The sequence below is a fragment of the Nocardiopsis sp. MG754419 genome (genome assembly GCF_018207095.1).
GTDB lineage: Bacteria > Actinomycetota > Actinomycetes > Streptosporangiales > Streptosporangiaceae > Nocardiopsis.
Genome location: NZ_QOCZ01000022.1, coordinates 1 through 25,405, shown reverse-complemented (window position 1 = coordinate 25,405; position 25,405 = coordinate 1). Strand labels below are relative to the sequence as shown.

At 68.1% G+C, this 25,405-nt stretch carries 25 protein-coding genes; all 25 read left to right on the top strand.

Going from position 1 to position 25,405, the window contains the following annotated elements:
- Positions 1-52 precede the first annotated feature (52 nt).
- The gene (locus tag DSY14_RS06855; protein WP_307851148.1) at positions 53-433 is read left to right on the top strand and encodes a hypothetical protein; all 381 of its coding nucleotides are present in this window, start codon (positions 53-55) and stop codon (positions 431-433) included.
- Between the two features lie 257 nt (positions 434-690).
- Positions 691-2,430 carry a hypothetical protein gene (locus DSY14_RS06850; protein ID WP_211715607.1) on the top strand — a complete coding sequence of 580 codons (1,740 nt, stop codon included), beginning with the start codon at positions 691-693 and terminating at the stop codon, positions 2,428-2,430.
- Between the two features lie 39 nt (positions 2,431-2,469).
- A complete protein-coding gene (locus DSY14_RS06845) occupies positions 2,470-3,405 on the top strand; it encodes a PrgI family protein (protein ID WP_211715606.1) in 936 nt (311 codons plus the stop codon).
- Positions 3,402-5,282, top strand: coding sequence for a VirB4 family type IV secretion system protein (locus tag DSY14_RS06840; RefSeq protein ID WP_249187434.1), 1,881 nt, complete (start codon positions 3,402-3,404; stop codon positions 5,280-5,282). Before DSY14_RS06845 ends, DSY14_RS06840 begins: the two co-directional genes overlap by 4 nt.
- The gene (locus DSY14_RS06835; RefSeq protein WP_211715605.1) at positions 5,282-7,633 is read left to right on the top strand and encodes a type IV secretory system conjugative DNA transfer family protein; all 2,352 of its coding nucleotides are present in this window, start codon (positions 5,282-5,284) and stop codon (positions 7,631-7,633) included. Before DSY14_RS06840 ends, DSY14_RS06835 begins: the two co-directional genes overlap by 1 nt.
- Complete coding sequence (locus DSY14_RS06830) at positions 7,621-8,511, top strand: replication-relaxation family protein (RefSeq protein WP_307851147.1); 891 nt, start codon at positions 7,621-7,623, stop codon at positions 8,509-8,511. The genes DSY14_RS06835 and DSY14_RS06830 overlap by 13 nt, the downstream gene beginning before the upstream one ends.
- Complete coding sequence (locus DSY14_RS06825) at positions 8,508-9,578, top strand: NlpC/P60 family protein (protein WP_211715604.1); 1,071 nt, start codon at positions 8,508-8,510, stop codon at positions 9,576-9,578. The genes DSY14_RS06830 and DSY14_RS06825 overlap by 4 nt, the downstream gene beginning before the upstream one ends.
- A gap of 1,444 nt (positions 9,579-11,022) precedes the next feature.
- Positions 11,023-11,388 (top strand): hypothetical protein, encoded by a 366-nt coding sequence (locus DSY14_RS06820; RefSeq protein ID WP_249187433.1) that lies wholly within the window; start codon positions 11,023-11,025, stop codon positions 11,386-11,388.
- A gap of 251 nt (positions 11,389-11,639) precedes the next feature.
- Positions 11,640-12,242 (top strand): hypothetical protein, encoded by a 603-nt coding sequence (locus DSY14_RS06815; protein WP_211715602.1) that lies wholly within the window; start codon positions 11,640-11,642, stop codon positions 12,240-12,242.
- A 244-nt stretch (positions 12,243-12,486) separates the two neighbouring features.
- Positions 12,487-13,020 carry an SAF domain-containing protein gene (locus DSY14_RS06810; protein ID WP_307851146.1) on the top strand — a complete coding sequence of 178 codons (534 nt, stop codon included), beginning with the start codon at positions 12,487-12,489 and terminating at the stop codon, positions 13,018-13,020.
- A 38-nt stretch (positions 13,021-13,058) separates the two neighbouring features.
- Complete coding sequence (locus DSY14_RS06805; RefSeq protein ID WP_211715601.1) at positions 13,059-13,895, top strand: hypothetical protein; 837 nt, start codon at positions 13,059-13,061, stop codon at positions 13,893-13,895.
- Complete coding sequence (locus tag DSY14_RS06800) at positions 13,892-15,205, top strand: CpaF family protein (protein ID WP_249187432.1); 1,314 nt, start codon at positions 13,892-13,894, stop codon at positions 15,203-15,205. Before DSY14_RS06805 ends, DSY14_RS06800 begins: the two co-directional genes overlap by 4 nt.
- 23 nt (positions 15,206-15,228) lie before the next feature.
- Positions 15,229-16,113, top strand: a complete 885-nt coding sequence (locus DSY14_RS06795) for a type II secretion system F family protein (RefSeq protein WP_307851145.1) — start codon at positions 15,229-15,231, stop codon at positions 16,111-16,113.
- A 206-nt stretch (positions 16,114-16,319) separates the two neighbouring features.
- Positions 16,320-16,982, top strand: a complete 663-nt coding sequence (locus DSY14_RS06790; RefSeq protein ID WP_211715599.1) for a type II secretion system F family protein — start codon at positions 16,320-16,322, stop codon at positions 16,980-16,982.
- 22 nt (positions 16,983-17,004) lie between these two features.
- Entirely contained in the window at positions 17,005-17,211 is a 207-nt protein-coding gene (locus tag DSY14_RS06785; protein ID WP_211715640.1) for a hypothetical protein, read from the top strand.
- Entirely contained in the window at positions 17,208-17,612 is a 405-nt protein-coding gene (locus DSY14_RS06780) for a pilus assembly protein (RefSeq protein ID WP_307851144.1), read from the top strand. Before DSY14_RS06785 ends, DSY14_RS06780 begins: the two co-directional genes overlap by 4 nt.
- Positions 17,613-17,674: 62 nt before the next feature.
- On the top strand, positions 17,675-18,052 hold the full coding sequence (locus DSY14_RS06775) for a TadE/TadG family type IV pilus assembly protein (RefSeq protein ID WP_211715598.1): 378 nt from the start codon (positions 17,675-17,677) through the stop codon (positions 18,050-18,052).
- A complete protein-coding gene (locus DSY14_RS06770; RefSeq protein WP_211715597.1) occupies positions 18,049-18,477 on the top strand; it encodes a TadE/TadG family type IV pilus assembly protein in 429 nt (142 codons plus the stop codon). Before DSY14_RS06775 ends, DSY14_RS06770 begins: the two co-directional genes overlap by 4 nt.
- 82 nt (positions 18,478-18,559) lie before the next feature.
- Positions 18,560-21,067, top strand: coding sequence for an OmpA family protein (locus tag DSY14_RS06765; RefSeq protein WP_307851143.1), 2,508 nt, complete (start codon positions 18,560-18,562; stop codon positions 21,065-21,067).
- 851 nt (positions 21,068-21,918) lie between these two features.
- Positions 21,919-22,152: a hypothetical protein gene (locus DSY14_RS06760; protein ID WP_211715595.1), complete on the top strand. Its 234-nt coding sequence runs from the start codon at positions 21,919-21,921 to the stop codon at positions 22,150-22,152.
- Positions 22,153-22,277: 125 nt separating this feature from the next.
- On the top strand, positions 22,278-22,904 hold the full coding sequence (locus tag DSY14_RS06755) for a hypothetical protein (protein ID WP_211715594.1): 627 nt from the start codon (positions 22,278-22,280) through the stop codon (positions 22,902-22,904).
- 115 nt (positions 22,905-23,019) lie between these two features.
- Entirely contained in the window at positions 23,020-23,619 is a 600-nt protein-coding gene (locus DSY14_RS06750) for a hypothetical protein (protein ID WP_211715593.1), read from the top strand.
- Between the two features lie 111 nt (positions 23,620-23,730).
- Positions 23,731-24,411 (top strand): hypothetical protein, encoded by a 681-nt coding sequence (locus DSY14_RS06745; protein WP_211715592.1) that lies wholly within the window; start codon positions 23,731-23,733, stop codon positions 24,409-24,411.
- A 102-nt stretch (positions 24,412-24,513) separates the two neighbouring features.
- A complete protein-coding gene (locus DSY14_RS06740) occupies positions 24,514-25,137 on the top strand; it encodes a hypothetical protein (protein ID WP_211715591.1) in 624 nt (207 codons plus the stop codon).
- A 96-nt stretch (positions 25,138-25,233) separates the two neighbouring features.
- Positions 25,234-25,405: helix-turn-helix domain-containing protein (locus tag DSY14_RS06735; protein WP_211715632.1), on the top strand; the 172-nt coding region annotated here is incomplete at its 3' end.

The window sequence follows — 25,405 nt, the reverse complement described above, 5'->3', positions numbered from 1 at the left end:
GAACTGAGGTCTCGGTGGTGCTGAGAAGGGGGTCGGGGTGCGCAGGTTGTTGGTGATCATGGTCGCCGTCTTGGTGGCCACGGTGTGGTGCATGGTGACGGCCGATGATGCCTCGTGGGTGTGGGCAACTACCACCGAGGGGGACGTCGAGGGACCGGTGGAGCCAGCGGAGGCTACGGCGGCGCCGCTGGTGGCCGTGGTCAACCGGGTTTACCTGGTGATCATGGTGCTCGCTACCGCGCTGGGGACCTTGTTTCTCACGATCGCGGGGGTGCGGTGGCTGGTCGCCGGGGGCGAACCGGGTGCGATCGACGGGGCCAAAAGGGCGCTGACGGGTGTGGCCATCGGTTACGGGATCGCGGTGCTGGCCACGGTACTGATGAGCATCTTGGAATGGATCCTCGCCGCGGGTGAGGCCGGTGGTGGCGCATGAGGCCATCGCTGACTTGGGGTCGGGTTCCGGCTGATCCGCCATCCGATGAGCCGTTGCCGCCGCCCTCGGACGACCCGCTCCCACCTCCGGAAGAACCCGCACCCGACCCCGAACCGGCAACAGGGCCCGGGCCCGATGAGTCGGAGCCTGCTCCGGAGCCGGAGATCACCGACGACCCGCTCCCGCCTCCCGAGGATGAGCGCGAGGACGAGCCTCGAGGCGGGCAACAGGACCCGACGGAGCTTTCCGAGGAGCCGGTGGAGTTGGAGACCGATGACAAGGTCTTCGACTGCGGGCTGACCGACGGCGGCTGTCACGTCAGCAACTGGTTCGCGGACTTCGTCATCAGCGGGCTGAATCCGGCCCTGGCATGGGTGGCCGAACGGGCGTTTTGGACCCCGATGCCGACCGAGGGCATGAAGGCCCTGCACACCGGCATCCTGACCACCGCCAACATCGTCTACCTGCTGCTGATCGTGGCGGGCGCTGTCATCGCCATGGGCTACCAGACCATCCAGATGCGCTACTCGGCCACGGACCTGCTGCCCCGGCTCGTAGCCGGGTTCGCCGCCTCGAACCTGTCGATGTGGATCTCCACCGAGATCATCCGCCTGTCCAACAACATGTCCACCGCCATCGGTGCGCGGGGCATTGACGCCCGCGAAGCAGCGGAGAATCTGCGCGAGCGAGTGGACATCATCCTCGTGGAAGCGGTCCTGTTCACCGTGCTGCTGCTGGTCGTCATCGTCGTGCTGTTAGTGGTGTGGATGATCAGCGAAGCGGTCCGCATCTGCGTGGTCATCGTCCTGGTCATCGGTGCCCCGCTGCTGCTGATGTTCCACGCCCTGCCGCACACCAACCGGCTCGCGGAGCTGTGGTGGAAGTCCCTGGTGGGGGCGTGCGCGATCCCGATCGCTCAAGCCGTGGCGTTCCTGGCGATGATGCAGCTCTTCTTCGAGGGCCAGATGTCGTTGATGGGCAACGACACCGCCGCCACCACGACCGGGCCCGGCGGGAACCAGGTGGTGCTCGATACCGGCTCCGAGCACACCATCACCCTGGCCAGCAGCGTCATCGCCGACCCCGAGACCGGGAGTGCCAGCGGTGACGGGTGGCTGATGAACATCATGCTGCTCCTGGTGCTGCTGTATGTGCAGATCCGGATCGGCTCGTGGGTGTCCCGTCTGGTGTGGCAACCCAACCCCGGCACGAGCCCGCTCGCCGCTTTGTTGAAGAACATCGCCTGGATGATGGCGTTCCGCAGCCTGGGCTCTTTGAGGCTGCCGGAGGCCTTCGACCTAGGGTTCCGCAAACCCCAGTTCGGCTGGCCCCAACGCCGCCCTGGCAAACCGCTGCCCCGATACCAGACCAAACCGGGCTCCGGGCTCCAACCGGTCCAGCCCCAGGCCTGGTGGTATCGCCACCGCCACGACCCGCCCGATCCGGTCGGAGACCTGACCAGGGGTAGTCGGCGCGCTCTTCCCGGACCCGGTTCCAGTGGCCCGTGGCCTCGCCCTGGACCGGGCCCCGACCCCGGCGGTCCCACACCTGCTCTGCCGGGTCAGAAAGCACTGCCTCCGGTGCCGCCGCCGCGCCCCGCGCCGTCTGCACCCGCACGTCGGGCGTTGGAGGAGGGGCGTATGCCCGGATCACCCACGACCGGACAGCAGACGCTCTTCGCACGCCCCTCACCGTCTGGCGCCACACCGCAGGGAGGTAGCGCTTCCGGGGTGCCGCAGCGCCGGTGGCGGCAAGGCGTGCTGCCGACCCCGCCCCCGGTCCGGGTCCCAGGCCGGCGCGCGACCCAACGCCTCGGCTCGCCCGAACCCGCGCCGCGCCCGGCGTCCGCGCCGAGTTTGCGTCACCTGCCGGAGGCGCTGCCCGTGCAGTGGAGCAAACCCGCCCACGTCAAGGGGCAGCGGCCGCTCTTCCCGAACCCGAAACGGCGGTGGAAGCAGTACGGGCTCTTCCCCAAACCCCGCCGCGACACCCAGTAACCACCACCCGCGTTCGAAGAACTCTGAGAAAGGGAGCCTGTGCCTGAAGAACCCTCGGCGTGGCGGGGCCGGATTCCCGCTGACATCGACCGCCCCGAACCTTTGCTGTTCAACCTCACCGCCCGCCAGTGCCTGATCATCGCCCCGGCCCTGGCCGCAGCATGGGTCGCCTATCTGCTCCTGCGTGAGGCCATCCCGCTGTGGGTCCTCGCGCTGGTGTTGGCCCCGCTCCTGGGCGCGGTCATCGCGATCGCTCTGGCCGAGCGCGACGGCCGTGGCCTGGAGAAGGTGTTGGCCAGCGCGTGGGCGTGGAAGCGCGCGCCCCAGCACCTGGTCCCCGCACCGTCCGGTGAACTTCCGGCGTTGCCGCGTTGGACACCCCGATTCAGGCAACCGAAGCTCGCGCCGCTGCGCCTGCCCGCCTCGGCCATCACCCCCGGCGGGGTGATCGACCTGGGCGGCCGGTGCGCGGCGGTGATCGCCTGCACCACCATCCCGTTCCAACTCGCCTCCGGACGCGAACAGGACCAGGTCGTCGCTGCCTTCGCCGGGGTGCTCGACTCGCTGACCGAACCTGTCCAGATCCTGGTGCAACGCCGCCGCGCTGACCTGTCGGGGCTGGTAGCGATGGTGCGCGCCAACGCCGACCACCTGCACCGCCCGGCCCTGGCCGATGCCGCGGCGGCGCACGCCGACTTTCTCGACGAGATCGCCGCCACCCACGAGCTCTCCCACCAGCAGGTGCTGGTCGTGGTCACCACCACCGGAACCGCCCGCCGCACAGGTGGGGCTCTGCGCCGCCGTGCGGAAGACGTCGCGGACCGGCTCGCCGCGCTCGGGGTGCGCACGCAGGTCCTGGACGGCCAAGCGGCCGAGCAGGCACTGCGGGCGTCGATGACCGCCCCCGGCACCCACCTGACCGACCCCGACGAGCAAGACCTGGACGTCGACGCCAACAACGAGCAGGAGGCATGAACACCATGGTTGCGCGCAGTTCGTGGAAAAACGCCGGTTCACCGGCTCTGGGCGGCCCGGCCCTCCATGTCGGGGCCCGACACCTGGAGGTCGAGGGCGGGGTATGCCAGACCCTCGCGGTCACCGGCTACCCGCGCGAGGTCGCGGTCGGCTGGGCCGAACCCTTGCTGGCCTACCCGGGCCAGCTCGACATCAGCTTCCACCTGGACCCGGTCCCCGCACTCCGCGCCGCCACCCAGCTGCGCAAACGGCGGGCCCGGTTGGAGTCGGCGCACCGCACCAGCACTGGCCAAGGCCGAGTAGAGGACCCGCACCAGCTGGCGGCCGCGGCTGATGCGGCCGAGATCGCGGACCGCATCGCCACCGGCCAAGGGCGACTTTTTCGGGTCGCGGTGTATATCACCGTGCACGCCACCTGCCTGGAGCATCTGGAGGCCGAGCTTCAACAGGTGAAAGCCCTGTGTGACTCGCTTCTGGTGGACGCGGTCCCCTCCACGTTCCGTGCGTTGGCGGGATGGATCTCCACACTCCCGCTGGGCACCGACGCACTCGGGATGGGCCGGTCGATGGACACCGATGCCGCCGCCACCCTGCTGCCCTTCACCTCACCGGAACTGGTCGCGGATCTGGGCGAGACCACGGTGGTCTACGGCACCAACACCCACTCGTCGGGGTTGGTGGCCTGGGACCGGTTCTGCGGCGATCTGGACAACCACAACGCGGTCATCCTCGCCCGGAGCGGGGCCGGAAAAAGCTATCTGGCCAAACTCGAAATCCTCCGATCTCTGTTGGTGGGTGTCGAAGTCGCGGTCATCGACCCGGAGGGGGAGTACCTGCGGCTGGCTGAGGCGGTGGGCGGCACCACTGTCAGCCTTGGCAGTACCGAAGGGCGGCTGAACCCGTTCGCCCTGCCCACGCCCGGCGAGGGTGAGGACGGCAGGTCGTTCACGTCCAGGGCGCTGTTCCTGCACACCCTGATCGGGGCGATGGTCGGTGAGCTGACCGCGATCGACAAGTCGGTGTTGGACCGTGCGATCGTGACCGCCTACGCCGGAGCCGGGATCACCCGAGATCCCGCCACTTGGGGCAGGGCCGCGCCGGTGCTGGCGGATCTGGTTGAGGCGTTGGAGGAGATCGCCACCGACCCTGGCACGGGAGAGAGCCCGGCTCGAGCAGCCCAGGGCCTGTCTGAGCGGCTGGAGCCTTTCGTTCACGGCTCCTACGCGGCACTGTTCGAAGGCGGTTCCACTGCTCGGGTGGGTGGGCACCTCACGGTGGTCTCCCTCAAGGAGTTGCCCGAGCAGGTCCGCCCGGTGGGGGTGCTGCTGGCACTGAACGCGATCTGGCGCAATGTCACCGGCCCCGGACTCGCACGGCCTCGGATGGTGGTGGTCGATGAGGCGTGGCTTCTGCTCCAGGATCCGGCCGCGGCCCGCTACCTGGCCCGCTGGTCCAAGGCCGGACGCAAACACTGGATGGGCCTGACCCTGGTCACCCAGGACGTGGGGGACGTGCTGGCCACGGAGCTGGGGCGGGTGGTGATCGCCAACGCCGCCACTCAGGTGCTGCTCAAGCAAGCCCCGCAGAACCTCGACGCGGTAGCCGAAGCCTTCCACCTCTCGGCGGGCGAAACCCACCTGGTGGGCACCGCACCCCGAGGCTCCGCCCTACTGGTGGCCGGACACCAACGGGTCGGGTTCCACCCCCTCGCTTCACCGCATGAGCACGCCCTGATCACCTCCGACCCGGGCGAGCTGGCCGCGATGCGCGCCGACGGACAAGCGGCGGCTGAGCTCGAACACCACGACCAGGACCACGACATCGACCTGGCCTGGGACGAGGACGAAGACAAAGGCAACGACGGAGAGGCGGCTTAATGCTGGATTTCCTGCTCGGCGGGGGGATCTTCCTCCTGATCGCGGCTATCCCACTCACCGGGGCTTTGGTGGGCGCGGTGGTGCTCGGGCTCAGGTGGGCCCGTCACATCCACCTGTCCAAGGAGGCCAGGGTGGTGGAGATCCTGCCCCCGTCCGAGGCCAGCCTGGAGAACGCGCGTGCGTTCTGGCAGCACACCATGGGGCTGCTGCGCCCGCGCTGGTCACGGTGGCTGCTCCAACCCCACCTGGCCCTGGAAATCATCGGCTCCGCGGCCGGGGTCCGCTACCAGGTGTGGGTACCCGGAACCGTACCTCCGGGCACGGTGGAGCGGGCGATCTCGGCGGCCTGGCCCGGTGCCACCACCTCCACCCGCCACCTGGCCCCGAACGAGTCACCGCTCCCAGCGGGTGCTTACACCACCGGCGGGCACCTGGGTCTGGGGCAGGCGGAGGTGTTTCCGTTGCAGACCCGGTTCGATGACGACCCCGCGCGCCCTCTACTGGGCGCGATGGAGGCCTTGGTCGAAGGCGAACACGCCCTGGTCCGGATCACCGCACGTCCGGTCACGGCTTGGCGGGCCGCACGCGCCCGCCAAGCGGCAGCCCGTATCGCCGGGCACACGGGGATGGGGGCGGCCCTGGTGGACGCCCTCACCCCGGTTGGGGCCGGAGGCGGGATGCGCAGGCCGGTGTCGTTGCCGGGGGTCGGGGACGACATCCGCGCGATCCTGAACAAAGCCTCGAGCCCCAGGCTGGCGTGCTCGCTCTCCTACGTTCTGACCACCACACACGAGGGCGATGAGTTCCGGGAGCGGTTGCGGGGCCGGGCCCACGGCATCGCCTCCAGCTTCGCCGTGTTCACCTCGGGCACCAACCACCTGCACCGGCACGTGATGTTCAAGCCCGCCTGGTGGGCGGTGCACCGCTTCCTGGCCCACGGCGCCTTGTTGTCCACCGCCGAACTCGCGGGGATCGCGCACCTGCCCACCGACACCAGCGTGCCCGGCCTGGCCCGCGCTGGGGCCCGCCCGGCCGCACCCGCACCGGCCGTCCCACGCGAGGGAGAGAACACCCGCGTGGTCGGCGACGCCGATGCCGGCACCCAACGCCCGGTCGCGTTGGGGGTGGTGGAGGCCCGCCAGCACACCCACATCCTCGGCAAAACCGGCTCCGGCAAGTCCACACTGCTGGCCAACCTGGTCTTGCAGGACGCCGAGGCGGGACGGGCGGGACTGGTAATCGACCCGCGCGGGGACCTGATCACCGACATCCTGGCCCGCCTACCCGAGCACGCGGTGAACAAGGTGGTGCTCTTCGACCCCGACGACAACGCGGCGCCACCCCGCTTGAACCTGCTCCAAGGCCCGGACCCCGATTTCACCTCCGACACCGTCGTGGGCATCTTCCGCCGCATCTACGCCGAGTACTGGGGGCCACGCACCGACGACATTCTCCGGGCGGCCACACTCACTTTGACCCGGGCCAATGACCCGTCACTGACCTTGGGAGACGTGCCACGGCTGCTCTCCTCCGATGACCTGCGCGCCGAAGTGATGGCCAAGGTCGTCGCCCGCACCGGCGAGGACGAAGCCCTGGCCGACTTCTGGGGCTGGTACTCCGGGCTCACCGTCTCAGCAAGGTCGTCGGTGACCGGCCCGGTCCTGAACAAACTCCGCACCGCACTGCTGCGCGCCTGGGTGCGACAGGTGGTGGCCTCAGGGCCCTCCACCATCGACATGCCCACCCTGTTCGACACCGGGCACCTGGTGCTGCTGCGCCTGCCCAAGGGCCGCCTGGGAGAGGACACTTCGAGTCTGATTGGTTCCTTCGCCCTGGCCGCGACCTGGCAGGCGGTCACCGCCCGCATCCACACACCCGAACACCAACGCAAAGACCTGGGCGCCTACGTGGACGAGTGCCAGAACTTCCTCAACCTGCCCGGAAGCTTGGAGGACATGCTCGCCGAAGCCCGCGGCTACCGCCTCGGCCTCACGTTGGCCCACCAAGAACTCGGACAACTCCCCGGGGACCTGCGCAAGGCGGTCTCGGCCAACGCCCGCTCCAAGATCTACTTCTCCGCCTCACCCGACGACGCGGCCAGCCTGCAGCAGCACACCCAACCGGTGCTGGGCGCCTACGACCTCACCCACCTGGGCGCCTTCCAAGCCGCGGTCCGCCCGCTGGTGGGCGCCAAGGAACTCGGGGCGGCCACGGTACGGACCCGGCCGTTGCCGGACGGCATCAAAGGCCGAGCCACCCAGGTGCGCAAGGCCGCTCGCGCTCACGGACCGAGCCAGAACCCCAACACCGAGGGCCGAGGCGAAAGCGAGAGGGACAAGTGGGCACAGTGAACACCCCCGCCGATACCGGCCCTGAGGGCGACCTTGCCGGATACGCGCGCAGGCTCATCTACCTGGCCCCGAGGATCACTCCACGCGACCGAGAGATCCTCGCAGGCCTGTATGCGCATCACGTCATGACCACCGGCCAACTCCACCGCCTGCACTTTCCCGCAGCGGGAGGGCGGCGTTGCCGCGAACGGCTCCTGCAACTGCACCGCTACGACCTCCTTGACCGCTTCCGTCCCTTCCCCGGCCGTCACGTGGCCGATCGGTGGGTCCTGGCTCCGCTCGGAGCCGCCCTGGTGGCCGAACAGCAAGGACTCCAACCCCAAGAGTTGGGGTTTCGTCATGACCGTGTCCTGGCCCGAGCCCACTCGGCCCAACTCCAGCACACACTCGGTCTGGTCGAGTGCCTGATCGCCACCACCCAAGCCGCCCGCGAGCGTGAGGACGCTCGCCTGGCGATCTGGGAATCCGAACGCGCCTGCGCCTTGAAATGGGGGCGCTACATCCGCCCCGACGCCTACATGCGCTGGTGCCAGGCCGAGGCCGAGTTGGACGCCTTCTGGGAGTACGACACCGGAACCGAGCCCCTAACAAAAGTGCAGCGGAAAATGGTCGGCTACGGGCGCCTGGCCCGAGAGAGCCGACTGCCCTCGATCGTGCTCTTCGCCGTCCACTCCCAGGTGCGGGAGGACCACTTGGCCGCGAAACTGGCCTCGTCGGTCTCCGGCATGGTCGGCGCCTACCTGACCACCCATGATCGACTCAGCGCTCCGGGACCGGCGGAGGAGGTCTGGCGGCCCGCCGGGCAAGGGGTCCGCCAGCGACTGAGCCTGCGCGATATCGCCCACCGCCACCATCACCCAAGGCAGAACCAGGAGTGATCCGGTACGCGATCGCCGGTGCAGGTGCGCTCTTCCTGGTGCCGGTGCTGTTCATCGGTGTGCCGGGCAGCCCAGAGCGGCACCCACCCGGTGTGCCGGGGGAAGTGGAGGGGATCCCCGCGTCTGTCCTGGAGGCCTACGTCCAGGCCGCCGCAGGGTTGGAGAGTGAGCACGAGCAGTGCCGCGGAATGACGTGGTCGGTCCTGGCCGGGATCGGCAAAGTCGAATCCGACCATGTCACAGACCGGAAGGTGTCGGCGTCGGGTGACGTGCGGCCCAAGATGATCGGCCCGCGGCTGGACGGAAGCGGAGCCGGAGGCAACACCACACCTCACATGGACAGCGACGACGGCGAGTGGGACGAAGACGTCGAGTACGACCGGGCGGTCGGGCCGATGCAATTCCTGCCCACCACCTGGGCCACCCACGGTCTGGACGGAAACGGTGACGGAGTCGCCGACCCGCACAACATCCGCGACGCCACCTGGAGCGCAGCGGTCTACCTGTGCGTGAGCCACCCCAACGCCGAAGTAGTCGACTTCACCGATCAGGATGACCTTGAGGCTGCTCTGCTGCGTTACAACCGGGCCAGTTGGTACGTCGACAAGGTCATGGGGCACATCAAGACCTACACCGAGATCGCAGCCCAAGCCGTCACGCAAACGCCTCGGGTGGGGTCGGGCGTGAGCAGTGAACAGGGGCGAGCGGCGGCGGAGTGGGCGCTGGCCCAGGTCGGCAAACCCTACGTGTGGGGCGGCACCGGCCCACACGGGTTCGACTGCTCAGGGCTAACCATGCAGGCCTGGAAAGCGGCCGGAGTCACCGTGCCCCGGGTGACCACCGACCAGGTCAACACCGGAACCCACGTAGACCTGCAAGACCTACAGATGGGGGACCTGCTCTTCTACGACACCGGGGCCCCAGGAGGCAGCCCCTCGCACGTAACCATGTACGTGGGCGAGGGACAGATGGTCAACGCACCGCGCACCGGCCAGAACATCCGGGTCGAACCCGTCGACGGCGACTACTACACCAGCGTGTTCGTGGCAGCCGTGCGGCCGAGCTGAACGGCCATCCTCCACCCCACATCGGGGCAGGTGATCATCAAGGCCGGGAGCGGGTCGCGCTGCGGGACCCGAAGCCGTAAAGGGGCTGCGTGCAAGCCACACCCACACAGCACGCACTTCTGTGTTTGTGCTGGTCCATGTCTTCTACGCAATGTGGGGTTGAAACTTCTCGCGAGTATAGGGAAACATCGCAACCGCAGCGTTCGCCCGGGCGAACAGCCATTCCCATTTGACCGACTTATGTTCCGTGCCCAAAATGAGGGGTTTATTCGCTATGCCCGCATGCGCCCACCACATGCTCCGAGGCATCTCTCGCACCAGTAGCGCGAGAGCCGGGTAGAAGCACCTGGCGACGGCGCAGGGTCGGGGTGAGGAAGCGCAGCTTCATGAGGGGCGCACGACCTCGCGGGGCCATTGACACCCACCCCGATCCGAGCAGCCGACCGTGCAACCGAACACAAAGCAGAACTAAAGAAAAAAGTGCCTCGGACGGTGCTGGAACACCACCCGAGGCGTGACCTCCCACCTGAATACACCAGGAGGAAGACCATGGACCATGGTAGGGGCCGACACCGCAAGCGTCGACGCGGCTGGGCCAGCCGCGTGCGTTGGACGGTAGGAGCCGCGCTCGAAGCCATCATCGGCGCGGGCAAGCCGCCACCCTCAATTCGCCGACAACCGGTGGCCCAAGAGCGATCCGCGCAAGGGGTGGCAACGGTGCAACAGCCGGTACCGCTTGCGGAGCCGGAGTGGGTCCGGCGCTACGACCAAGCCCGCCGACAGCACACCGACCGGGCTCGCGGCCCGAACGCACCGCGAGCGGTGGAGCGATTGCCGAGGTTCGGTTGGTGCGAGGACGAACAGGGCGGGCGCGGGGTCCGCCCATACCTGGTTGTCCACGAACAGCGTTACCGCGGGCGACAGCGAGAGCACCCCGCCCCACAACGGCACAGCTCTCCAACACCGGGTTCTTGCTCAAATGTGCGTCAGGTCCCAACTCCCGGGGAGTGGGACGAGCTGGCCGGACTCGTGCGGCAGTGGGAAGCGCTGCGGCAACCAGTCGCCTGACATAGAACGCAAAGCAGGGCCGCTCCAATGCCGGAGCGGCCCTGATTGTGTCTGCTCATTCCGGTGTTTGTGCAGGTAGACAGTTCGACACCCCAAGGTGGTGGTTCTCTTCACAGTTCTGGTTACAGAGAGTGCCCGAATTCCTCTTGTGAAGTGACTCTAAGTGTGGCTAGTGTCACCCTTCGAAAGCACGGGTGTGAGGTTGCGACGGTTGAGGAATCGGAGGTGCGCGGTGCGCATGCTGGGGTGGGCAGCAGCCGTGGTGGTGTTGGCAGGGTGCGCGTCACCGGAGGGTGCACTCGAGCAAGCAGAGACGAGCACTCCACCGACTCTGGCCGCACCCTCCGATCCGGTTACTTCCCCCGAGGAGCCTGCATTGGAGGCCTACACAGGAATGATGGGTGCCGTGGTCGAGGCCTCACTGGAAGGAGCCGAAGACCATCCGGACCTGGATCGGTACGCGCGAGGTCAGGCCCTTGAACTCACCACGGACATGCTCGATGGCGCTACGGCAATAGGTGAGCCGACCCTGTACCCCGAGGCCACGGACATCGATCTGGAGAGTGATCCAGCGACTGTCGTGGTCGAAGACTGCATGGACAACACCGCATGGGTGTTGGAAGGCTATTCCCCTCGTGATGTGTCTGATGACAGCTCGAGGCTTTACACAGCCACCGTGACTCAGGTTGGGGATGAGTGGCTGGTAGAGGAGCTGTGGGCTGGAGAACCCAACGGATGTTGACCGGATGGTTGAGTAACGGACCTCTGGTCGGTGTTGTGGCACTTGCGTGCTGCGCGTTCCCTGTTTCGACGGCTTGGGCTGATTCCCTCGGTTTTGATGATCATCTTTCCTGTTCAGGCGCGTCCTGCGAGGTGGTTGCCCGTACCCCTGGCTCGGGTCCAGTGGCGACAGGGAACGCGGCTGCTTCGTCCCTGACCCAGGGTGGACCTGGGGGAGGCCCCAACACGAGCTCTCCGTGTGTGACGCCGGATATGGAGTTCATCCAATCCGGTCAGGAAGGGCCGGTTCAGATCCCCTTGGGGCAGGCGAGGTGTTCCGCTACAGCCCTCTCGGCCTCTGAAGGCGAGGACACACCGGTAGTCATCGATCCGGCCGTGCTGGCTGAGCAGGCGCGTGCATCGATGAGCCTGCCTGCCCCGGAGATCGGTACTGCGCCACCGTTGGGCAAACCGCGGTTCGTGAACATGCCCTCGTGGATGTGGATCGACGCTGCCTCTTGGGAGCAGGTCTCAGCTACGGCATCCGTGAGCGCGGGATCGGTGACGGTGACCGCCACACCTGAGCGAGTGCTGTGGGACACCGGTGACGGCCATCAGGTGGTGTGCCAAAGCGCCGGGACGGTGTTCTCGCGTGCGGTCTTCCGTGAGAGCGGCTCACCCGATTGCGGTCACACCTACACCTCACTCCCACCCGGCGGCCCGGGTAGCGAAGTGGGCCTGGAGGCCGTGTGGGAGTGGTCGGTGTCCTGGTCCACCAGCACCGGAGACGGCGGCGACTTGGAGGGCTTGTCCACGTCCTCGACCGAGGCGGTTGTGGTGAGTGAGATTCACGCGGTGGTCACCCACACCCGCTGACCAGGCAGCAGACAAAGACACGGAAAGAGAGGACGGGATGGTCGCACTCGCAAATCCCCAGCAAACCAACCAGAAAACCAAGGATAGGGACCATGGGGCCAGCGGTGGTCGGGAGTGGGAGTCGGTGCGGTTGGCGGCGACCACGCGCCGCCGGTGGAAGTGGGCTCTGCTGGCCGCAGCGCTGATCGCGGGCGGTGGGGCGGCGGGGGCGTGGGCCGGAATGGCGGGAGAGGAGAGTGCATCGGTGGCCGTGCTCGCTGCTGATCTGCCTGCCGGACACGTGATCAGCGCCGAAGACCTCGTATCGGTGGAGACCACGCCTAGCGAAGGGTTGCGGTTGCTGGGCCCGGACACGGTGACCGGGATGGTGCTGACCCGCCCGGTGCCGGCGGGGTCACCGTTGGTGGCGAGCGCGGTGTCGGACTCCGCACTGTGGCCGGAGCGAGGGTCGGCGCTGGTCGCCGTCCGGGCTGCAGTCCTTCCCCAGGATGTGCAGGCGGGCACGACGGTGGACCTGATCCCCGGCGGGACCGCGCCAGAGGCCGCAGAGGAAGAGGACACAGAGCAGGCGAGCCCGGGGGTGGTGACCGCTTTGGTGCATCGCGTGGTCGCGGATGCCGGAGACGGGTTCGGTACCGAAAGTCAGGTGGTCGAGGTGGTGGTGCCCCGAGAGGCGGTGGGCCGCGTGTCGGATGCGGTTTCTGCCGGTGAGGTCCAGGTCGCGGTGGTCAACCCGCACGAACAGACCCAGAACCAGGATGGGGAGCGGAATCGATGACGGTGGTGGCGGTGTGCTCGTTGAGTGGAGCTCCGGGTGTGACGAGTCTGGCCACGGCCATGGCCGCCGCGTGGCCGAGCGGCCCGGTGACCGTGCCGGTGCTGGTGGAGGCCGATGCCTCCGGGGGCGATGTGGCGGCCTGGCACGGCATGGAAACAGCTTCATCGGGTTTGGTGTCGTTGGCCGCGGCCTCGCGCTCACCCCTTCCGGCGGGCTCGTCGGTGACTCTGCCCTCGCCGGAAAACACCGGCACGGGTGGCCACCATCCTGTGTTGCGTCACGCGGTCGAACTCTCGGGCGGGCTGCAGGTTGTGGCGGCACCGAGTGACCCTCTCAAGGCAGGACGCGCGGTGGAGGCCCTCGCCCGTCATCCCCGGCTGTTGAAGTCAGGGAGGGTGACGGTGGTGGATGTGGGGCGCGCGGTGCCGGGGTCCGCGGGGGCGGCCCTGCTTTGCCATGCCGACATCACCGTCGTAGTGGTCGAAGCGGGCCGGGTCGACCAGGCCGAACGCCTGCGGGTGTGCGCCCCTGTCCTGGCCTCGCTGCGTCAGGACGGGGTCCGGGTGGGTTTGGCCATCACCGGAGCGTGCCCGTATCCGGAGGCGGAGATCTCCCAGATCGCCGGTGGCCTGCCGGTGTGGGCGCGCATCCCTTGGGACCTGTCGGGAGCGGCCCTGGTCAGGGGCGAACACCACCCGCCTCAGCGGATACGCGACCGCTTGGCGGCCTGGCATGCCCACCGACGCGATCCCGACTCCCTGGAGTGGATGCCGCTCATCAGTGCCGCCAAGGCACTGGCGGAGCTGTGCGATGACTTCGATGGACTCGGCCTCGGCGTCGGACAGACGCGCACACTGGAGGTACGGGCGGCATGAGGACCATGCACCACACCCCTGACCTGGCACCCGTCGACCAACCGGGCCCCGGTGAGAACGCAGTGCGCGCGATCACGGTCGAGCTGGCCGCCCGTGTCACCGAACACTTGGCCACCCACCCGAACCACGCTGCGGACACCGAATCGGTGACCCACCTGGTGGACCAGCTCATGGAAGAGCGGGCACGCACGGCCCTGGTCCAAGGCACACGGGTGACAGTGGACGAACCGCGGTTGCGGCGCCTGGTCCTGGACCACGTTCTGGGGCTGGGACCGATCGAAGAACTCTTGGTCGAGCCCGGGGTGCAGAACATCCACATCACCGGCTCTGAGGAGGTCGTACTCGACTTCGGGGGAGGGCACAAGGAACACCGGCCTGCCGTGGCTGCCAGCGACGATGAACTCGTGGCTCTGGTGCAGTGGGCCGCCGCTCGCGCCCCGGGCGGGGAACGCAGGTTTGATGTGGCCGCGCCGATCCTGTCCATGGAGCTCCCCGGGGGCGAGCGGTTGTCGGCGGTGATGCCCGGGGTCGCGGCCCGCCCGACCCTGACCATCCGACGCCACCCCGCCCGGTACCTGCGTCTGCGGGATCTGGCTCGGTCCGGGATGATCGACCAGACCGCGCAGGAGCTGCTCCGTGCAGCCGTGGGGGCTCGGTTGAACGTGCTCATCTCCGGTGCGACCAACTCCGGAAAGACCACCCTGTTGCGGGCACTGCTGGGCGCCCTGGAAGGAGAACGCCTCGTCACGGTGGAGGACGCCTTCGAGCTGGGGTTGCACCGCCTGCCCGACACCGATCTGGACGTCCAGGCCCTCCAGGGGCGCCCCGCGAACGTGGAGGGCATCGGCGACATCAGCGTGGCGGAGTTGGTGCGGGCAGCCTTGCGCATGTGCCCGGACCGGGTGATCGTCGGCGAGACCAGGGGAGCGGAGACCATTGCGTTGTTGAACGCGATGAGCATGGGAACGGACGGATCGATGTCCACCATCCACGCCTCCTCCAGCCGGCAGGTCTTCGCGAAGCTGGCCGCCTACTGTGCCCAAAGCCCGGAACGCCTCACGGCTTCGGCAACGGCGTCACTGGTGGGGGCGGCCTTGCATCTGGTGGTGCACATCGACACCTCCCATGCGGGGGAGCGGTATGTGGCCAGCGTTCGCGAAGTCGTCGGCGCCGAAGGCGAACAGGTGATCTCCAACGAGCTCTACCTGCGCACGTCGCACACCTGCTCGGGCGAGCTGGTGTGCGCTCCCTCCGGGGTGGTCGCGGACCGATTGCACCGGGCCGGATACACGTTCCGGGGGTGGGTGTGATGGGCCCGTGGGCGGAGGGTGCCGTGGGCTTGTCGCTCGGCGGACTTCTGGTGGGAGCCGGACTCGCGTGCGCTGCTTACGCCGCGAGCCTGTGGCCCCAACGCACCACCACCGGCCCGAGCACACCGGCTTGGGCGAGAAGGTGGCGCCAGCGCGACACCTGGATGCGCCTGGCGGCTTCAACCGGCGCCGGGGCGCTGGTGGGTGTGGTGACGGGCTGGCCGGTGGGCGTGGTGCTCGCCGCGGCGGCCGGTTGGTGGATGCCCACGCTGCTCGGCCCCGACACCACCTCACAGAAACAGGCCGACCTGGCCGAGGGGCTGGCCTCGTGGGCTGAACAGCTAAGGGACATGATCACCGGAGCCTCCGGCTTGCATCAGGCCATCACCGCGACAGCGCCGGTCGCCCCCGAACCGATCCGCACCCAGGTACAGGGGCTGGAGGCACGGCTGAGGGCGGGACAGCCCATGGACCAGGCGGCCTCGGCCTTCGCAGGCGATGTCGATTCGGATTTGGGCGATCTGGTGGCCCTCACCTTGACCATGGGCGCTTCTCGTCAGAGCGGAGACGTGGCCGGAGCATTGTCGCGTCTGGCCGAGGCGGCCAGGGAGCGGGCGACCAGCATCGCCCGGGTCTCCTCCTCGCGAGCTCGGGTGCGTTCCTCGGTGCGCATCATCGCCGCCGCGACCACGATCATGCTGGTCGGGATGGTCGCACTCAACCCCGAATTCCTGGAACCCCTGGGCACGGTCACCGGCCAGCTGGTCCTCGGCCTGGTCGGTGGGGTGTGGGCCCTTTCCTTCCTCTGGCTGGCCCGCTTGGCCGCCCCGGCCGAGCAATCGCGCCCTTTCTCCCCATACCCGCCAGCTCGGATGACCGCGGCCGCAGTGGCCGGTGGTGGGCGATGAGCACCATGATGCTGGGACTGGCTGGGAGCATGCTCGGGGCCGGGGTGTGTGTCGGCGCCTATGCCTTGCGCCGCCCCACCCTCACGGAGCGACTGACTCCCAGGCCTGACCCCTCACCACGTATGGCCGTCCACGAAGGGTGGGCGCGACGGATTGGGCACCGGGCGGGCGGCATGCTCGCCCACACGCGAATCCCCGGGCCACGGATGGCCGACACGCTGTCGGCGGCCGGTACTTCGGTGCAGGACTACCGGGCGGAGAAAGCGGCAGCGACCGTGCTCGGACTACTCCTCGCCCTGGTGCTGATCGCTGCGGGCGGTGCTCTCCCTGACACCCTGCCGGTGGGGTTGCTCGCCCTGATGATTCTCATCGGGTGTGTGCTGGCCCCGGACCTGTCCGCCCACAGGGCGGCCACACGTCAGCGTGCCGCACTGCGGACCGCCACCTCGGTCTTGGCGGACCTGGTGGTGATGGGGTTGGCGGCCGGCGCGGGCAGCACCAGCGCCCTGACCACCGCACTCCAGCATGGGCGAGGAACGGCCCCCGAGCGCATCCGCAGCGCGGTGCGCACCGCCACGCTGCGCCACCGACCCCCCTGGGAAGGCCTGGAGGCCCTGGCAACCCAGAGCGGGGTGCGTGAACTCGCCGAGCTCGCCGCCTCGCTGCGGCTGGGCGGAGCGTCGGGCGCGCGCACCCGCACGTCCCTGACCGCGAAGGCAGCGTCGTTGCGGACCCGCCGGTCGGCCGAGGCCGAGGCCGCCGCGCTCGCGGCGACCGAGCGCATGGCGCTGCCCACCATGGGCCTGGTCTCGGGCTTTCTCCTGCTCATCGTCTATGTCGCCCTGGTCCACGTGATGGCCGGTTTCTGAGTCTGTAGAAGGAGTTCCCAGCGTGAAGAGCGTTCTTCGCTATGTCTGGAGTCGTGCACGCATACGACTTGTTCCCGCACGCAAGGCCACAACGGATGCGGGTTCCTCGACCACGGAGTGGGTGTTGACGATCATGGTGGCCATCACCATCGCCACCGTGGTCGGCGGCATTCTCATCGGCGAGTTCACCTCAGCGGCTGAGTCCATCGACCTGGGCGTGAACCGGTGACCCACCCCACCTGCCCGCGCACCCGTCGCCAGTGGGAAAGGCGCAGTGACCGAGGCAGCGCGGAAGCGTTGTTCGTGCTGCCGGTGGTGTTCATGATGGTGCTGGCCGTGGTGCAGATGGGGCTGTGGGCGCACGCCCAGCACCGCGCCCAAACGGTGGCCTCCCAGGCTCTGTCCGCCGCCCGTGCTTTCGACGGGACCACGACTGCTGCCTACGAGCGCGCCGAGCAGGCCCACGAACAGCTGGGCGGGAGCGTGCTGCGACAGGTTCGGGTCGAGGCCGAGCGGGGCCCGGAACAGGCACGCGTACGGGTCAGCGGCCAGGCCCCGAGTCTGCTGCCCGGGGCACGGGTGCCGGTCTCCTCCCAGGTGTCGGGCCCGGTAGAACGCCTGGCCCCATGACCAGCAGCAAACCCCGTGGCCAGGAGCGCAGACGCTGCAGGGGTGATGGGGGCAGCGCGTCAGTGGAACTGACCCTCCTTATTCCGGTGATCGTGCTGGCCCTGATGTTGATAGTCGTGGCCGGTCGCCAGGTCTCGGCCGCGCTCATCACCCAGGACGCCGCGGCGGCCGCGGCGCGGACCGCCTCATTACAGCGCGAGGCGGGCGCCGCGCGCACTCAGGCCAGGCAGGCGGCGGAACAGGAACTCACCGACCGGGGACTGGCGTGTACCCGATTCGCTGCGCGGGTGGACACCGGCCGGTTCGCTCCCGGCGGGGCGGTGGAGGTGGAGGTGGAGTGCACGGTGACGGTGGTGGACCTGGGCGTATGGGGTGGGAGGCACAGGGTGTCGGCGAGTGCATCCTCGCCGGTCGACCCCTACCGAGGGAGCACTCCATGACGGACTTCGTTCCCGGCCCGGTCCAGGGGCGCCGTTGCCGCTTCCGGGCGGATGACGGACAGGCGTCGGTGTTCCTGATCCTGTTGATGCCCCTGCTGGGGGTGGTGTTCGCCCTGGTGTGGGAGGGCGGTCAGATGCTGGTGGCCAAGGCGGAGCTGATGACTCTCGCGCACTCAGCGGCCCGGGCCGGCGCCCATCAGGTCGACCAAGAAGCGACCTTGGCCGGGGGCGCCCCGGTACTGGATCCACCAGCAGCCCACGATGCGGCGCTGGCACACCTGCACTCGGCCGGAACGAGAGGCCGAGCCGTGATCGCCGACGGCCGGGTCGCGGTCCGGGCCCAGACCTCCTACGCCCCGGTTCTGCTACCGATCGCCGAGCGAGATATCGAAGCCGAAGCGACCGCGGTCGCACACCAGCCGTGATCGCAACCAGGCCACACAGCCGCGAACAGCGCACGAAAGAGAAAGGCGGATGAGGAGTATGCCGAAGAGCTCGGGTCCTGTCGTGGCAGAAGCACTGATCACCGTGGTCGTGCTCATCGGGCTACCGGCGCTCGCCTCCAGACTTGGTTGGCCGCTGAGCGAAGACCTCTCCTGGGTGTGGCTGGGGCAGTACCTGCGCGGCGGAACCCTGCCCGCCGAAGCCGTGTCGGCGCTGTTCGTCACCCTGGTGTGGGCGGTGTGGGCCGCCCTGCTGGTCCTCATCGCCTTGGACATGATCGCTCTACTGCGAGGATTGGTGCCCCGCATCGGACTGGTGCGGCTGGTGTGGGTGCTACTCACTGGAAGCATGACCATGGGCGGCACGCACACCGCGGCCATCGCCTCCCACACCGACACAGCCGGTGAAGCCGCAGCCCGGACCGATCCCCACGAGCGAACCGAACCGGCGATCGAACACCTGGCCCCAGAGCAGGACACACAGGCACTCGAGAGGGACCGCACCCTGCCCGGATTCGGCTTCGACTCGGCCGACCTGACCCCCTCGATGCGCGACTCCCTGGAACCGACCATAGGCATGATCAACGACTTCGGTCATGCCGACGCACCGGTCGTGGTCACCGGGCACGCCGACCCCGTGGGCGATTCCGACTACAACCAAGGCCTGTCCGAGCGGCGCGCCCAAGCGGTCGCGGACTACCTTGCCGAACACCTGGAGCAGGACGTCGAGTTCCAGGTGAAGGGGTTCGGATCGGCCCGGCCCCCGACCGACTCGGGGGCCTCCTACGCCGAGCAACGGCGGGTGGAGATCTCCTACACCCTCCAGCCCCTGAACCGGGAAGAGCCGAACGCCGAGGAAGCGGACGAAGCGACAGAGGCGACACCTGAGCCTTCACCCGAGCCGGTACGGCTCGACGTGACCACCAACAGCGACCAGGGAAACCTCAGCCCGCTGCTGGTGGGTGCCGTCGCCGGCACGATCGGAGTGGGTGTGGGGTATGCGGCAGGGCGCCGCCACGTACCCCCGCGCAACGGCCACACCCAGAAAAGAGTTCGCGCTCACGGGCCGGTAGCAGCGGCGCAAGAGAGCTCGGACGTGGTCGACACACAAGCCACACCCGCGGGCCAGGCGTTGGTCTCGTCAGACCCGCGCGGGCCCGAGAACGGTGTCATCACCGACTCCCGTGTGCTGGTGAGCGACAACCTGCGCATCGACGGGAGCCGCGGACTCGCCTTCACCGGAACCCACGCCACGGATGTCCTGGCCGCCATCGTCACCGACCATCTGCCCTTGCCCGCGGTGGTCACACAGGCTGCAGCCGTGGCTCTCCAGGAAGGGCGCGCCTTTCCCGAGGGCCTGATGGTCGTGCCGGACCTGGAGCAAGCGCACATCGCTGTACAGGCCAAAGCCCTGGAAGAAGCGCGCACCCGTCTGGAAGATGATCAGGAGGAGCCCACCGAGTCCCAACGCACGCCGGATGTGCCCGTGCTGGTGGTATGCGCGCCGCACCAGTGGGAGGCCACCGACTCTGCACCATCACTAACCACGGGGATCGAGACTGTGGTGTGTGTGCTCGGTGAGTCAGCCCGAACCCCTGTGGTGCACTGCGATGACCCGCACCGCGCCCATCTCTTGGCACCCCACGGCCGCATCGACCTGCCCGAGCCCTTGCGACACCGAGGCCCCGACCCTGGCAGCGCCGAACACATTGACAAGAGCGCGGAAGATGCTCAGGACCGCTCCTGTACAGCCCTGACCGGGACCGAGCCATCGCCGCACCAGATCGATACCCCAGCTGCCCCCACACCGCCCGATCCGGAAGTCGCCAGGGCGCAGGTACAGGTGCGGTTGTTCGGAAGGGACGGGGAACCCGAGCTGACGATCACCGGGCGTCGCGTCTCCGGCCTGCGCTCGGCCGCTCGACCGTTGGTCGCCTACCTGGCCCTGCACCCACACGGGGTCGAGGCCGACCAGCTCGACGCCGAGTGCTTCGGTGATATCGAACCGGCCAAGGCCTATACCCAGCGCCGCAACGCACTGCAAAGCCTGCGCCACACACTACGCAAAACCACCGGCGCCCCAGAGGCGCCGGTCATCGCCAAAGACAAGTCAGGGCTCTACCGGTTGGACGAAGACCTCTTCGATGTGGACCTGTGGAAATTCTTGAGTCTGGCCAAGGTCGCACGAAAAGCCTCACAAGATTACTCCGAAGAAGTACTGCAGGGAATGATCGAAATCCACCAGGAGAAGCTCCTCGCGGGATGTGAAGAGGTCTGGGTGGAGCCCATCAGGCAATACTGCGTAAAAGAAACGGTCTCCGCCTGTGCTCGACTGGCTCACATGAACCAAAGCGCTTCACGGAAAATCTATTACCTAGAAAAAGCCCTGGATTTCGATCCCTGCAATGAGCCACTGTGTCAGCGTCTCATCGACGCCCATCGTGAGAACGGATCACATGAAAGGGCGCACCACGCCTACCGTGCCCTGAGGGAAAGCCTCCGGCAGATCGGCGAAAAACCGACCAAGGAAACCCAACACATCATCAACCAGATCACCTCACCCGCCAGCTGAGGGCCAGCCCCCGCGCTGCCCGCACCCGCGGGTGCAGCATCGGGAGCGAACCCCTACTCCAACGACCCCTCCAGCGACCCCTCCAACAGCCCCTCCAGCCCTGTGGACCCCCTTCGGAGGCACGTTGTTGCAGTTCAGGGCGCATGTGGTCGGTGTGAATCACGTCCAGACTTATACCCAGTGGGTAGTCAACTTCACGTAGGGGGCGGCGGCCCCTCCCTCCCTCGGCGGCGGGTCGGCCTACCGGCCGACCCGCCCCCTTTTCTTTTCTCTCTTCCTCTCTCCTCCCTTCTCTCCCCTCTCAAAAAACCGAAAAACAACCCCATAAATAAAACCCATACCATTACCTTGGTCTGTGGTGATCACCCAGAAGTGTGTCGCTCATGCGTTTCATGATCGCCCAAAAACGCGCCAGGCATGCGCGCGGCCGGCTTCCACGCGCGCGTAGGCGCGCACGCGCGATTCCCCTTCTAGAAAATCCGCGTCGAAAAGAGATCCGAGAAAATCGGCGACACGAGTTGACAACCCGCCCCGGGCCAAGTTGCTATGGGGTTGTTCCCGAAACGGCGTCGCCGTTCCGGGGCGGCGGGGAAACTTTCTCGCGACGCGAGTTGACAAACACGTGTCACCCAAGATCATCTTGGGTTCCACCCCGAAGTGCATGCCGGTTCGGGGGCGGGTGAAAAAAGGTTTCGCACCGGAGTTGACAAACGCTAGTCACTCAAGCGAACCTCGGACCGAAAAACGGAAATACCCGGCCATTTAAAGGGAGTTTGTTAATGCGCACGTTGCGCGCAATCGGAATGATCGGAATTCGGGTTTTCGCCCGGCCGAAGCCGCCTACCGAGGCGATGATCGCCAACCAGGCCCGCGCTCGACGGACGGCGCAGGCGCGGGCCGACTACGAGGCGACCATCATCCGGGAGTTGGCCGCGCGGGGCGAGGCACACCACCTGTTTCGTACACAGGGGGCGAGTGAGGACGCCCGATACGCGGCACTAGTACACCTGCGCGCCGAGGCGGCGCGCGCGGCCGCCGGAAACACGCTGTTCGAGCTGCGCGCTCACCACAGCGTTCCCGCATAAAGCGGGCCGGTGCGCAGGAGGCAACCTGCACACCGGCCCACAGAACCACCCGCGCCCACCGAACGGTGTGGAAGCCAAAGACGGCTGGGCGCGGGCCCAACACAACAACCCAGAAGGAGTGTGCTGTGAGCACGAGTATGCCGCACCAGCGGCGTCCGATCGAAGTCACCGCCGACCAGGTGGCCTACCTGCGACGCGCCGAGGCGGGGAGCCTGCTGGTGTGGATCGAGGCAAGCAACGAGGTCCAGGTCTACGCACCCACCGGACGGTTCGGTGAGCACCGGATGATCATCGCCGCCCAGGACGCGCTGGAGGGTCTCACGGAATTCCGGGACGAAGAGGGCTGGCCTGCCGGGGACACCGAACTGGCCGAGGACCTGACCGACATCGCCAACGACTGGCTGAGCGGCTGGCCCCAGGTGCGGGTTCTGACCGCCATGCTCACCCCGATCCGGCTGCGCCTGGACCCGGTGGGCATCTACCCGGCCGACAGCGTCCACCTGGAAGGGCGGGGCCCTGGTCCGGACCAGCCCCGGATCACGGAAACCTACGCCCGACCCGGAGGGAACGCGGCGGTCAGGGTCACGGTGCCCCTGGGCTATACCGAACCGGTGCGGATCCAAGCCCACGGGATGAACGGGCCAGTGAGCGAGCACATCATGCTCTTCGACTACCAGGTCATGAGGCCCGAACAGATCGAGGCCAAGGTCGCCGCCACGGTCGCCGCACACCTGGCCCTCTACCAGGACTGAGCAGGCCGCGCCTTCCCGGGGCCGCCCCGCATACGGGGCGGGGCGGCCCCCACCACCCCGAACCACCTTCTTGCGCGGAGCGCTCAGCTTCGGCATGCCATGAAAGGACCCGGTTGTGACACCGACCTGGCCGAACCTGCACACCATCACCGTGCCCATGCTCACCGACCTGCACGAGGGTGGGCCCGGCACCTTGATCACCGCCCAGGGCGGCATGGCCCCCTACCGGGTACAGCGCCCCGGCGAGGTGGACCTGAACACCCCCTGGCTGATCATCGCCTACGGACACGGCGACCTGCGCCTGGACCTGATCGAGCATGACGACTGGGACCGGGTGGCCGCTGCGGCCACCCGCACCGCCGCCAATGCGCATCATCGGTTGTTCTTCCAGCCACCGCCCCCCTTGGCTCGGGCAGTACGCCGTGACCTGGCCCGGCACGGCCTGATCCTGGACCACCGCCCCGATGCCAGCCGCACCGAAGACGACGGCTACCGGTGGGACGACCACCTCACCTGGGCTGACAACCCCCGGCTCACCTTCGCGATGACCTACGTACAGCGCCACCGCGACAGCCTCCTGATCAACCTGGCCATGTACGACCAGGATCGTTACGTGACCAGCTGGCCCGAGCGCATCACTACCACCAGCGGCGTCCCGTTCTGTGTACGCGAGGCCCCCGAACGGGCCCGCCGCCACCTGGACCTGCACGAATAACACACCGGCCCGGGGGCGCCCCGTCAACGAGGGCGGGGCAGCCCCCAACACCCACACCCATATTCGCGCGCCGAGCGCTGTGTTCAGCGCGCCCACTGAAAGGAACCCGTTGTGACCACACCCTCACGCCGCCTACACGACGCGATGGCCACCTACTTCGACCATTCCGAGGTCACCTCGAAGATGTTGCGCACCCTGGGAAACATCGGGCCGGGCGGCATGATCGTCGCCGACTTCCGCGAGAAGGCCTTCCGCGTCACCCACAGCCGCACCCTGGCCCACGGCGACGACCTGACCCTGCCGGTGTTCGGGCACGGCGACCTGACCCGGCACCTGGACTTCCTCGACCAGGAGTACGGCACCTGGGAGGACTTCGTCGCGGCGGTCGACTCCACCGCCTACGAGTGCATGGCCGAGCGCATCGACGACCACAACGCCACCAGGTTCGAGGTGATCAGGATGCGCGAGCGCCTGCAGGAGCTCGGCTTGGACATGAACACCGCGCCCTCCTACCACCGCCGCCCCCTGATCCCGGGCCACCACCGGGGCCCCTCGGTCCTGGAGGTACGGGAGAGCTACATCGACCGCGGCCACCCCCACGTGAGCGTGATGCTCAAGCACCCCCTGCCCGAGAAGGGCCAGCGGCTCGGCCTGTCACTGATCACGATCAGCGACCACGACCGCCACGTGAAGGGCTGGCCCAAGTACGTGCCGCACCAGTTCACCGCTAACGCCCAGGCGTACCTGATCCGGGAACGGGTCAACGCCCACCTGGCCCGCATCCGCCCCTAACCCCCGCACCACCCGGGGCCGCCTCGCGACGGGCGGAGCGGCCCCCACACCACCGCACGCCAACCGCTGTGTTTGGTCTGCCCAAAAGTAAGAGGAGCCACTATGGCTTTGGAAATCAACGCCGCCTACGTCCAGGCCCGGTTCGGGCCGCTGGCCGTGACCCCCGACCAGGTGCGCCAGGTGCGCCAGTGCGGCCCCGGGGCGGTGATCACCGCCGACCTGGTCTCAGGCCGCTACCGGGCGCACGCCCCCGGCGAGCTCGACCCGCGCCAGAACGCCCGCTTGGTGGTGTTCACCCACCAGGACCTGCAGCACCTGGTGAACAAACAGCACAACCTCGACTGGGAGCGCCTCGCCCAGGACACCACGGTCGCGCTGCGCCAAGACATGCACGACTGGCCCTCCGGCTGGTTCGCCTCGGCCACCGTTGTGGCGTTGCGGGCCGCCCTGGCCACCGAAGGGTTTTGGCCCCACACCCGGACCTACGTCACCGACTGGGAAGAAGCCAGGGCCATCCAGATCCTGGTGTTCACCCCCGACCCCCGGGTCCTGATGAGCATCAGCCTTCCGGCTCTGAGGCCGGGCCCGGTGATGTGCGAGGCCCGCCTGATGAGCGACCGCTACGCGGAACTGGCCCACGCCCAGGGGCCCGTGTGCACCGACACCGCCCCCGACATCGCCCAGGGACTGGCCGGTGAAGCCCGCACCGTGCTGAACCACATGTGACCCCAACTCTCACGGGGTGCGCCCGGCACCAGGCGCACCCCGACCAGGCCCCACACCTCAGGGCCCACCACCCACACTCGAAGGGACCACCCGAACATGACCACAAACACCGCACCCTCACGCGACCTTCTTCTGACCGCCCTGACCCGGGCCAGCGCGCCCTTGACCGTGACCGACCTGGCCGAGGAAGCCGGGGTGGGCAAGTCCACCGCCTCCAAGTACCTGCCCGCCCTGGAAAAGGAAGGGCTGGCGGTGCGCACCCCGGGCG

Bases quoted from the DNA above. Each gene is read 5' to 3' on its own strand.
- DSY14_RS06840 (WP_249187434.1), top strand. From the start codon at position 3,402: ATGAACACCATGGTTGCGCGCAGTTCGTGGAAAAACGCCGGTTCACCG.
- DSY14_RS06835 (WP_211715605.1), top strand. From the start codon at position 5,282: ATGCTGGATTTCCTGCTCGGCGGGGGGATCTTCCTCCTGATCGCGGCT.
- DSY14_RS06815 (WP_211715602.1), top strand. From the start codon at position 11,640: ATGGAGTTCATCCAATCCGGTCAGGAAGGGCCGGTTCAGATCCCCTTG.
- DSY14_RS06800 (WP_249187432.1), top strand. From the start codon at position 13,892: ATGAGGACCATGCACCACACCCCTGACCTGGCACCCGTCGACCAACCG.
- DSY14_RS06790 (WP_211715599.1), top strand. From the start codon at position 16,320: ATGGCCGACACGCTGTCGGCGGCCGGTACTTCGGTGCAGGACTACCGG.
- DSY14_RS06770 (WP_211715597.1), top strand. From the start codon at position 18,049: ATGACGGACTTCGTTCCCGGCCCGGTCCAGGGGCGCCGTTGCCGCTTC.
- DSY14_RS06760 (WP_211715595.1), top strand. From the start codon at position 21,919: ATGATCGCCAACCAGGCCCGCGCTCGACGGACGGCGCAGGCGCGGGCC.
- DSY14_RS06740 (WP_211715591.1), top strand. From the start codon at position 24,514: ATGGCTTTGGAAATCAACGCCGCCTACGTCCAGGCCCGGTTCGGGCCG.